General features: G+C 71.8%; 11 protein-coding genes. 5 read left to right on the top strand and 6 right to left on the bottom strand.

Annotated elements, in window-relative coordinates; genetic code table 11:
• The first annotated feature begins 52 nt into the window (after positions 1 to 52).
• Positions 53 to 1,768, top strand: coding sequence for a proline--tRNA ligase (locus C4U03_RS05790; RefSeq protein WP_103936591.1), 1,716 nt, complete (start codon positions 53 to 55; stop codon positions 1,766 to 1,768).
• A gap of 93 nt (positions 1,769 to 1,861) precedes the next feature.
• Here the strand turns inward: C4U03_RS05790 and C4U03_RS05785 are convergent, their stop codons facing one another.
• Together C4U03_RS05785 and C4U03_RS05780 are read right to left on the bottom strand one after the other, a co-directional pair.
• Positions 1,862 to 2,179, bottom strand: coding sequence for a hypothetical protein (locus C4U03_RS05785; RefSeq protein ID WP_103936590.1), 318 nt, complete (start codon positions 2,177 to 2,179; stop codon positions 1,862 to 1,864).
• Positions 2,169 to 2,606: an ATP-binding protein gene (locus tag C4U03_RS05780; RefSeq protein WP_103936589.1), complete on the bottom strand. Its 438-nt coding sequence runs from the start codon at positions 2,604 to 2,606 to the stop codon at positions 2,169 to 2,171. The genes C4U03_RS05785 and C4U03_RS05780 overlap by 11 nt, the downstream gene beginning before the upstream one ends.
• Before the next feature lie 134 nt (positions 2,607 to 2,740).
• On the opposite strand from C4U03_RS05780, the gene C4U03_RS05775 reads away from it, so the two are divergent.
• From C4U03_RS05775 to C4U03_RS05765, 3 genes are all read left to right on the top strand, one after another.
• Complete coding sequence (locus tag C4U03_RS05775) at positions 2,741 to 3,556, top strand: helix-turn-helix domain-containing protein (protein WP_103936588.1); 816 nt, start codon at positions 2,741 to 2,743, stop codon at positions 3,554 to 3,556.
• A complete protein-coding gene (locus C4U03_RS05770) occupies positions 3,553 to 3,753 on the top strand; it encodes a DUF397 domain-containing protein (RefSeq protein WP_103936587.1) in 201 nt (66 codons plus the stop codon). The genes C4U03_RS05775 and C4U03_RS05770 overlap by 4 nt, the downstream gene beginning before the upstream one ends.
• Before the next feature lie 164 nt (positions 3,754 to 3,917).
• Positions 3,918 to 4,280, top strand: coding sequence for a DUF397 domain-containing protein (locus C4U03_RS05765; RefSeq protein WP_103936586.1), 363 nt, complete (start codon positions 3,918 to 3,920; stop codon positions 4,278 to 4,280).
• A 48-nt stretch (positions 4,281 to 4,328) separates the two neighbouring features.
• On the opposite strand, the gene C4U03_RS39785 is transcribed toward C4U03_RS05765, so the two are convergent.
• The 3 genes from C4U03_RS39785 to C4U03_RS05755 all read right to left on the bottom strand — a co-directional run bounded on the left by C4U03_RS39785 (position 4,329) and on the right by C4U03_RS05755 (position 7,721).
• A complete protein-coding gene (locus tag C4U03_RS39785; RefSeq protein ID WP_160146912.1) occupies positions 4,329 to 4,532 on the bottom strand; it encodes a hypothetical protein in 204 nt (67 codons plus the stop codon).
• Between the two features lie 684 nt (positions 4,533 to 5,216).
• Positions 5,217 to 5,474: a DUF397 domain-containing protein gene (locus C4U03_RS05760; RefSeq protein WP_103936585.1), complete on the bottom strand. Its 258-nt coding sequence runs from the start codon at positions 5,472 to 5,474 to the stop codon at positions 5,217 to 5,219.
• Positions 5,475 to 5,573: 99 nt separating this feature from the next.
• Positions 5,574 to 7,721, bottom strand: coding sequence for an MMPL family transporter (locus C4U03_RS05755; protein ID WP_103936584.1), 2,148 nt, complete (start codon positions 7,719 to 7,721; stop codon positions 5,574 to 5,576).
• Between the two features lie 162 nt (positions 7,722 to 7,883).
• Here C4U03_RS05755 and C4U03_RS05750 point away from each other — a divergent pair, with 162 nt between their 5' ends.
• Positions 7,884 to 8,678: a TetR/AcrR family transcriptional regulator gene (locus tag C4U03_RS05750; RefSeq protein WP_103936583.1), complete on the top strand. Its 795-nt coding sequence runs from the start codon at positions 7,884 to 7,886 to the stop codon at positions 8,676 to 8,678.
• Here the strand turns inward: C4U03_RS05750 and C4U03_RS05745 are convergent.
• The gene (locus C4U03_RS05745; RefSeq protein ID WP_146087264.1) at positions 8,669 to 10,222 is read right to left on the bottom strand and encodes an ArnT family glycosyltransferase; all 1,554 of its coding nucleotides are present in this window, start codon (positions 10,220 to 10,222) and stop codon (positions 8,669 to 8,671) included. The genes C4U03_RS05750 and C4U03_RS05745 overlap by 10 nt on opposite strands.
• Positions 10,223 to 10,231: the final 9 nt, after the last annotated feature.

Here is a 10,231-nt window from a genome sequence, read left to right as displayed (position 1 = left end):
GCCTAGACTGCCGTCTTCCACCCGTCGTCGATCGAGGTTCAGGACGTCTGCAATGCGCTGGTCTCAGCTCTACGCGCCGACACTGCGGCAGGATCCGGCCGATGCCGAGGCGGCCAGCCACCGCCTGCTGGTGCGCGCCGGGTTCGTCCGGCAGCTCATGGCGGGGCACTACTCGCTGCTGCCGCTGGCCGTACGAGTGCGTACGAAGGTCATCGAGGTGATCCGGGAGGAGATGGCCCGGATCGGGGCTCAGGAGTTCGTCCTGCCGGCGATGCACCCGGCGGACCTGTGGCGGCGGTCGGGCCGGTGGGAGGCCATGGGCGAGGAGATGTTCCGCCTGGCCGACCGCAGGGGCGCGGACGTGGCGCTGGGCATGACGCACGAGGAGGTCATCGCCTCGGTGGCGGCCGAGCTCGGCTCCTACCGGCAGCTGCCCCAGCTGTGGTACCAGTTCCAGACCAAGTTCCGCGACGAGCCGCGGCCCCGGTCGGGGCTGATCAGGGTCCGCGAGTTCACCATGAAGGACTCCTACAGCCTGGACCTGGACGAGGCCGGGCTGGACCGCTCGTTCGACCTGCACCACGGGGCCTACCGGCGGATCTTCGAGCGGCTCGGCATCCCCGCCATCGCCGTGGAGGCCTCCAGCGGCAACATGGGCGGCAGCGACTCGGTGGAGTTCATGTGCCCGTCCGAGGCGGGCGAGGACCTGGTGGTGCGCTGCCCCGCCGGCGACTACGCCGCCAACGTGGAGAAGGCCGTCTCCCGGCTCGCTCCCGTGGCGGACGGGCCTGGCCCGGATGAGCCGGAACGGTTCGACACCCCGCACGCCCGCACGATCGAGGAGCTGACCGTCCAGCACGGCGTGCCCGCGGATCGGCAGATCAAGACGCTGGTCTACGTGCTCGACGGTCGGCTCACGCTGGTGCTGATGCGCGGCGACCACGCCCTGGTGGAACAGAAGCTGGCCGACGCGACCGGGGCGGTCGCCGTCCGCCCGGCGCACCCGGAGGAGATCGTGGACGCACTGGGCGCCCACCCAGGCAGCCTGGGCGCGGTCACCGCCACCCTGCCGGCCGGCCACGACCTGCCGGTGCTGGCGGACGAGGCGTTGCGCGGCCGCCGCGACATGACGACCGGCGCCAACACCGACGGCGTCCACGTGCGCGGTGTGGACATCGCCCGGGACATCGCCGTGGAACGGTGGGCCGACCTGCGGGAGGTACGGGCCGGGGAGCCGTGCCCCCGGTGCGGCCACGCGCTGGAGGTGGTCTCCGCCATCGAGGTCGGGCACATCTTCAAGCTGGGCCGCCGCTACACCGAGGCTCTCGGGGTGCGGGTGCTGGGACCGGACGGCTCCAAGATCACCCCGATCATGGGCTCCTACGGGATCGGGGTCGAACGGGCGATCGCCGCGATCGTCGAGTCCCACCACGACGAGGCCGGGATCGTCTGGCCCGTCGGCGTCGGCCCGTTCGACGTGGCGGTGGTGCTGCTCAACCCCGGCGACGAGGCGACCCGTTCGGCGGCCGAGGAGATCTACCGGACGCTCGGCGCCGCCGGGGCGGAGGTGATCCTCGACGACCGGGACGAGCGGCCGGGAGCCAAGTTCAAGGACGTTGAGCTGATCGGCATCCCCTACCGCGTCACCGTCGGCAAACGCGGCGTGGACGCCGGGACGGTGGAGATCAGGACGCGCGCCACCGGCGAGGACGCCACCGTCCCCATCGCCGAGGCGGCCGGACACGTGGCGGAACTGCTGAAGGGCTGACAATGCGCCGGGGGCGCAGACCCGGCGGTGAGGACTGCCGAGCCCTTTCACCGCCCGATGCCCCGGGCATCGGGCGGGAGGGGCCGAAACGGCTCATCGACGGCCGTTCCCCTGGCTTTGCGTGCCGTCATGGGGGGACGCCCTGCGAGCCGTGGTGTCCGGTCGTTGCGGCGTCCAGGTGCCGTCCGGATCATGCCGGGTGCCGGGACGGTCCTGGGCGGTGTTCCGGTGGGGGAGAACGGCGGACTCGACGAGGGCCATGCGGTGTTCGAGTTCGGCGACAGTGGAGGCCGACACGACGCCCGGCCCGTTCAGGTGCAGGGCGACGAGCTGCATCGTGTAGCGGCCGAAGAGGATGGCCCAGCCGTCGGTCCGCGCGTCGAGTTCGGCCGCGATCCGCTCAGGATGCATCGCCGTCCCCGGGAACGCGCAGGCTCGCCCACACGGTCTTGCCCGGCCCGCCCCCGGGATCAGGCTCGACCCCCCACGCGGTGGTCAGCGCCTCCACCAGATGCAGCCCCCGTCCGCTCTCGGCGACGAAGTCGGGCTCCCGCCTGACCGGAACGCCGGGCGCGTCGTCCCAGACCGCCACGTCCACGAGTCCCCGGTCCTGACACGGCTCCAGGAGAACGAGCAGGTCGCCCGCGCCTGCCTGCCACGCGTTCGTGACCAGTTCCGTGAGCACGGTGTTGAGGTCGTCGGCCAGGGCGGGAAGTCCCCAGCGGGCCAATGTCTCCTTGGCCCATTCCCGCACCTTTCCGGGTGCGCGGTCATCGGCGGCCGGCCGGATGAGGGCGACGGTCTGCTCGTGCTCGGAGGCGAATGTCATTCGGGTCATCTGGGGTCCTTGGAGTGGCGGAAGATTCGATCACTTTGGGTGTCGAAACGCCCCCACAGCGTCACCCGGGCGGCGTAACCTCGTAAGCACTTTTCGTGGTCACGCCGGTACGGCAAAAACGAAAGGGGCCCAAGATGGGCAGACCCCCCAACCCCATCGACCCGAACGGCTCGTTCGCCGAGCACTACGGCTGGAAGATCCGCACCCTCCGCGAGGAACGCGGCTGGTCCCTGGAGGAACTGGCCACCAAACTGGTCTGCAGCGTCAGCCACCTCAGCAGGCTCGAACGCGCCCTCAAGGCTCCCGACAAACAGATCGCCCGCCTCCTGGACGCCGCCCTCGACACGACGTACTTCACCGAGCACTGGCTCCTTGCTGTACGAGACCGTCTTTCATCCTCCGCAAGGTCTTTGGCCGAGCACGAGGCTGAGGCGCGCGTCGTCAGGGCGTACATGCCGACCCTTGTGGTGGGGCCGTTCCAGACGGAGGACTATGCGCGCGCCATCGTCAAGGCAGGCGCCTATCGCGCCAACGTCGATGTCATCGTGGCCGAACGTATGCGGCGGCAGGCCGTGCTCGGTCGCGAGAACGGTCCCCGCATCCAGGCGGTCATGGACGAGACGGCTCTCCGCCGTCGTATCGGCGGCCCGGACGTGCTCCGGGCGCAGCTCGAACGCCTGCTGGAGGAGATGATTCGACCTAACGTCACGATTCAAGTCGTCCCTGCCGACGTCGGGGAATATCCCGGGCTGCCGGGAGGCTTCGAACTGCTGAGCCCGGCCGAAGGGTCTGACGTCGCATACGTTGAAGGCACCACCGGAATGGGTCGCATGGTGCAAGAACCTGCTGCCATTTCCGCCATGCATGAGACGTATGACCTGATCAGAGCTGTGGCGCTGCCTGTTAACATCACAGCTCAGGTGATCAAAGAGATTCGGGACACGCTATGAGCGACGCGACGAAGATCGAGTGGCGCAAGAGCAGCTACAGCGATGCTGGTAGCGGCGACTGCGTCGAGTTGGCCACCCTGCCGGGCGTTGTCGGCATCAGGGACAGCAAGAACCCCGCCGCCGGGCACCTCCAGGTTGGCAGACGGCACCTCGCCGCCCTGTTCACCGAGGTCAAGACGGGCCGCCACGACCTCTGACCCGGCCGAGGTGTCGTAGGAGAGTGGCCGCCCTGCCGAACACGGCAGGCCACTACAGCCGTCCCCGGGCTACACCCGGCCCCGGACCGCATCCGACCATGTGAGGACCGGACCCCAGTCCGGTCCTCACTCACGAGGCCCGCCACTCACCCGAGCGGAGCGCCATGAACAACGCCCCAACCCTGCGTTGGCGCAAGAGCAGCCACAGCGGCGGGGACCACGGCAACTGCGTCGAGCTGGCGGCCCTTCCGGGTGCGGCCGCCGCAGCCTGGCGCAAGAGCAGCCACAGCGGCGGCGAGCACGGCAGTTGTGTCGAGCTGGCCGTCCTGCCGAACGTGGCCGCCGCAGCCTGGCGCAAGAGCGCCCACAGCGGCGGCGAGCACGGAGGCTGCGTCGAACTGGCCGCCGTGCGCGACGTTCTTGCGATCCGGGACAGCAAGCACCCGGCCGGCCCGGTCCTGCTCCTGAGCCGTCACGAGCTGTCTGCCCTCCTGACCTCGGTTAGGTCCGGCGAGCACGACCTGTAGCCGCCGCCCAAGGGCTCCGCAGGACACCGGCCGGAACGCCCACGAGCGTCAGCGACGAGCCGGGCGACCGGCAGGACCCGCCGGTCGTGGCTCCTGCCAGGTCTGTTCCAGCAGGAGCCGCACGCGCTTGGCCTGGACGTCGATCGGCTGAGTGCCCTCAAGGATCAGGTCGGCGAGTCGGCATGCGATGGCGGTCTTGCCGGATCCAGCGCCCCCGGCAACGGCCAGGAGCGGCGATATCGGCTCCACCACGCGCATCCTCCTCGGCGATCCAATGGTGGATTCAGAGACCGCGAGCGCAGTCAATCTGGCGTCCCTACATGTCGCAGCAGTAGTTCCGACCCCTCGTAGGGGTGATGAGGACACGCGACCATCACCGGCCCGTCCGGGTGGATCGTCGCGTTGCGATCCCTCGTAGGGGTGATGAGGACGGGTGGGTGGACCTGGCCAACCCGCTGGAGAAGATGGGCGTTGCGATCCCTCGTAGGGGTGATGAGGACCTGCGCCGATGCCGTGTTTCCGCAGGTCACAGCCTGTTGCGATCCCTCGTAGGGGTGATGAGGACCCCAGGGTAAAGCCGCAGGCCGGGAGAGGGAAAGCCGCGCGGTTGGGGCCGTGTTTTGCAGCAGACCTTCGGTTGTGCATCCGGGCCGGGAGGTTCGCTGAAAACCCCGGCCGTGGGCTCCTCCCTCACCGTAGTGGGCCGCATGGCCCAGGACCGAGCAGACGACAGCGCCGCAGCCTGAGGAAGGCTGAGGGCTTGTGCGTTGGCTGCGTCGGCCGAGGGCTGGTCCGGGTGGCCGGGTCCGTCCGTTGGGCGGGGACCCCTCGCGCGGGCCGCACCATCGGCCGGCACACTGTCCGGGCCGCTGGGCGGCCGGGCGCGTACGGAGGGCCGGGCCGGGGCGGTCCCGCCCCGCTGCGGCGGGCGCCGGGTCAGCCCTGGGGGTCGTCCTGTGGGGGGAGGTCCTCCAGCAGGTCGTCGAACTCGCCGTCCTTGACCCCGGCGACGAACGCCTCCCACTCCGCTTCGGTGAAGTAGAGGGTGGGGCCGTCCGGCTCGGCGGCGCTGCGCATGGTGATCGCCTGGGTGCCGGGGGCGAAGATCTTGTTGTCCTTGCGGTGCTCGTCCGGGACGTCGGCGGCGTCGATGAACTCGATGATGACGCCGTCCGGGCCTTCCTGCTCGCTCATGCGTGTTCCCTTCCTCACGAACGGTGGGCCACGCCATGGTAGGTGCGCGGTGACCGGGGGCGGGGCCGCGAGCGGACATCTCCCGGATTCGTCGCGTTGTCACCCGATCGCGGCCGGTTCGCGTTGCCGCGCCTCCTCCCGTTCGCGAATGCCGTAGCGGCGGTGGAGCCGGGCCAGCGGGCCGGGCGCCCACCAGACGGCGCGGCCCAGCAGCCGCATGGCGGCGGGCACCAGCACCAGCCGGACGATGGTGGCGTCCAGCACGATGGCGATCGCCATGCCGACGCCGATCAGCTTGATGAAGGCGACGCCGGAGGTGGCCAGCGCCCCGATCACCACGACCATCAGCAGCGCGGCGCTGGTGATGATGCCGCCGGTGCGCTGCAGCCCGGCGGCGATCGCGGCGGTGGTGTCGCCGGACCGGGCGTGGTGCTCGCGGATGCGCGACAGCAGGAACACCTCGTAGTCCATGGACACCCCGAACAGCAGCAACAGCATCAGGATCGGCATGGCGGGGGCGATCGCGCCGGTGGCGGTGAAGCCCAGCACCCCGGACAGGTGACCGTCCTGGAAGATCCACACCACCGCGCCGAACGCGGCGGCCAGCGACAGCAGGTTCGCCACAATCGCCTTGACCGGCAGCACCACCGAGCCGAACGCCAGGAACAGCAGTGTGAAGATGGCCAGGCCGACCGTCAGCGCCGCCCATGGCAGCCGCGCGCCCAGGCTGGCGAGCTGGTCGACGGTGGCGGCGGTGGTTCCGCCGACGTGGACCTCGGTGCCGGGCGGGGCGGGCACGTCGCGGACCTGCCGGACCAGTTCGCGGGCGGCGTCGGACTGCGGGTCGCCGTCGTGGGTCAGTGAGATGCGGGAGGCGCCCGGGGCGCTGCCGGTGATGGTCGCGCCGGTCACCCCGGGCACCTGCCGCAGCCGCCGGGCGAACGCGGCCGGGTCGGTACGGCCGTCGACCACCACGTCGATGGGGCTGGTGGCACCACGCGGGAACTCGCGCTCCAGGACCTCGGTGACGACCCGGGACTCGGCGCCCTCCGGCAGCACCCGGGCGTCGACCCCGCCCCAGTTGATGCGCAGGAAGGGCGCGCCGACGGCCAGCAGCACGACGGTGGCGGCCACCGCGTACAGGGCGGGGCGCCGCATCACGCCCTGCGCGATCCGGTGCCAGCCGCCCGGACCGGCCGGCGCGGCGGCCTTGGCCCGGCGGCGGACGGACAGCGCGTTGATCCGCGGCCCCAGCACGGCCAGCAGGGCGGGCAGCACGGTCAGCGCGGCCACCATGTCGACCAGCACGGTCGCCACCCCGCCGTAGCCCATCGACTTGAGGAAGATCTGCGGGAACAGGATCAGGCCGCCCATCGAGACGGCCACCGTGACGCCGGAGACCAGCACGGTGCGCCCGGCGGTGGCCATGGTGGCGGCCAGCGCGTCCTCGACCGTGTCGGCGTGCCGCAGTTCCTCGCGGAACCGGGCGACCAGGAACAGCCCGTAGTCGATGGCCAGGCCCATCCCCAGGAACGTGGTGACGTTCACCGCGAAGATCGACACATCGGTGACCAGCGCGACGGCGTGCAGCGCGGTGAACGAGCCGAGGATGGCGACCATCCCGGTCAGCAGCGGCAGCGAGGCGGCCACCAGCCCGCCGAACATGACCACCAGGAGCACCAGCAGGACCGGCGCCGACATCAGCTCGGCTCGGGCGATGTCGCCCGAGACCCGCTCGTTGATGGCGACCGTGACGGGGACGGTGCCGCCGACCTGGACGGTCAGCCCGTCGGCGCGGGTCAGGGTCTCCTTGATCGCCTGGTAGGAGTCCTCCCGCTGCGCGGTGTCCCGCCCGGCCAGCCGCAGGACGGCGTAGGTGCTGGTGCGGTCGGCGCTGACGAACTGGGGCGATCCCGTCGAGTAGAAGGTCAGCGACGAGGCGACTCGTTCCTTTGGCAGCGCGGACACCGCCCGGGTGACCGCTGCGCGCACGGCCGGGTCGTCGACCCGGCGGCCGGCGCGGTCCTGGTAGACGACCACCACGTCGGCCTCGCCCCGGGGCAGCGCCCGCTCGGCCACCTCCACCGCCCGGGCGCTCTGGCTGCCGGGGGTGGCGAACCCGTCGGCCGAGGTCATCGCGCCGAACACCCCGGTGCCCCAGACCCCCGCGAAGATCATCGCGGCCAGCGCCACCGCCAGCACGGGCCACCGCCGCCGGTATGTCAGGCGGCCCCACCGTTCCAACATGCCTGCCTCCCCCGCCCGGTGCCCCGGCACGCCTGTTACTGGGTGTCACTCTACTGAACGCCGTTAACTGTTACTGCTGTAAACTTCGCATACGCTGTTAACTTCCGTCAACGGTGCCGGTGCGGAATCATGCGAGGGCGGCGAGCGGAGGGAGCGGACACCATGGTCGAGACCCGGCGCGACCGGCTGCGCGCGGTGACCGCCCAGGAGATCGTCCGGACCGCTCGCCGGCTGCTGGTCGAGCGGGGCCAGGACGCGGTGACGCTGCGGGCGATCGCCCGCGAGATGGGCATGACCGCGCCGGCCCTCTACCGCTACTTCGACAGCCGCGGGGAACTGTTCGCCCACGTCATCGGGGACCTGTTCAACGACCTCACCGACGCGGTACGGGACGCGATCGGGGCGGTCCCGCCCGGCGACCTGTCCGGCCGCTTCCTGGCCGCCGCCCGCGCGTTCCGCGGCTGGGCGCTGGCCCACGAGCGCGAGTACGCCCTGCTGTTCGGCAACCCGTTCCCGGGGCTGGACATCACCCCCGGCGACCCGGACGACTTCGCCGCCGTGTGCGGGCGTCGGTTCGGCCAGACGTTCATGGCGCTGTTCCTGGAGCTGTGGCACCGCAGCCCGTTCCCGGTGCGGGCCGACGAGGAGATCGACCCCGGGCTGCGCCGCCAGCTGGAGCGCTACGGCACCTGGCTAGAGACCTCGCTGCCACCGGGGGCCGTGCTCACCTTCGTCCAGTGCTGGACGCGGTTGCAAGGCGGCGTCAGCCTGGAGGTCCTGGGCCACCTGGGATTCGCCCTCGACGACGCCGCCCCGCTGTTCGAGCTGATGCTCGAAGACCTGGGCGCCCAACTGGGCCTGTCGTACCGCCCGCCGGATCGGCCAGGGCCGGATCGGCCGGATCGGCCGGACCAGCCGGACCAGCCGGATCGGCCGGGTCAGCCGGGTCAGCCGTAGGAGTGCGCGTGCCAGAACCGGGGCCACAGCTGCGCCCAGGAGCCGCGCAGCCCCCGGCAGACCAGGAGGGAACGCCCCTCCTCCCGGTTATCGATGGAGACGCCGCTGTCCAACGTCCCCGCCACCGCACAGCGCTCGAACGCCGCGCGCAGCACCTCCGGCCGTAGCCCCACCGCCACCACCACGTCCGCGCTGGCCGGGGGCGGGCCCTGCCGGTGCAGTTCGTGATGGCCGCTGTAGGCGGTGGGCAGGCCGTGGTCGGGCCCGTAGCGGTCCAGTGCTCCGGCCTCGCCGTAGTTGCTGACCACGATGGCGGCGCGGGCGCGTTCCTCGGCGGGCAGCCCCTGGTACACGTCGGCGATCTGCCGGACGTAGGCGGGCCATCCAACCGAGTCCCGCAGCAGCGCATTGATCGCCGGTAGCGGGGTGCGGGCCACCACGTCCACCGGCAGCGGAGACAGCGCGCCGACCACCGCGACCACCGCCCCCACCGCGCCGGCGACCGCCACCAGGGCGACCCGCGCGCGGGCCCGTGCCATCCAGCGCGCGGTGGCCACGGACCCGGCGGCGTAGCACACCAGCAGCAGGCCGAAGACGTAGTCGGCCCGGCCGCCACCGGCCAGCACCAGCAGCCCCGCCACCGGATAGGCGACCGCGAACGCGCGTACGCCCGGGGTGCGGGCCAGGAGGACCAGCCCGGCGGCGGCGACCACCGCCCCGGCGGGGCCGATCAGCAGGAACTGCAGCGGCACGAACATGGCCCGGTTGGTCCCGCCGAAATCCGCCGACAGCGTCCGGGCCATCTCCAGCTGGGGCCACCCGTGCGTCGCCTGGTAGGCCAGGCCCGGCACGGCGAGCAGCAGGGCCAGTGCCGCACCCGCCCACAGCCACCGGTCGGCCACCACCCGTCTCGGCCCAACCATCGTCAGCCCGGCCGCCAGCCCCACCACCAGGAACGCGATCAGATGCTTGTTGTAGGTGGCCAGGCCGACCACCGCCCCCGCGGCCACCCACCAGCGGCCGTCGCCGCGGCGCAGTGCGCGCAGCGCGCACAGCGCGGCGCCGAGCCAGAACGGCAGGTCAACGATGTTGGTGATCAGCGCGTTGCCCGCCGCCAGCGGATACGGGGCCAGGGTCACCCCGGCCATCGAGATCAGCTGGGCGCCGCGCCCACCGCCCAGCTCCCGGGCCAGCAACGCCATCAGAACCACCGCGACCACCAGGCACAGCGCCCCCGGCAGCCGCAGCGCCCGGTGCCCGTCCCCGAAGACCTCCATGCTCAGGCGGCCCAACGCCGGGGTCAGCGGCGGCTGGTCGAAGTAGCCCCACCGCAGGTGCCGGCCGATCATCCGGAAGTACAGCTCGTCGCGGTGATAGCCGTACCGGCCCCCGAACACCGTCAGCGTCACCAGCAGCAGCCCCGCCCAGCCGGCGATCCACCGCCAGGCCGGCGGTGGCAGGGCGGGGGAGGGGACGGGGCCGGACCGCTGTGGTCGGGCGGGCGGATCGGCGGGCCGCATTACGGCCGAATCAAGCTGCGGCAAGGTGACTCC

The organism is Thermomonospora echinospora, assembly GCF_900108175.1.
GTDB lineage: Bacteria > Actinomycetota > Actinomycetes > Streptosporangiales > Streptosporangiaceae > Thermomonospora > Thermomonospora echinospora.
The sequence above is the reverse complement of the archived record's forward strand: the minus strand, read 5'-3'. Positions and strand labels throughout refer to the sequence as shown.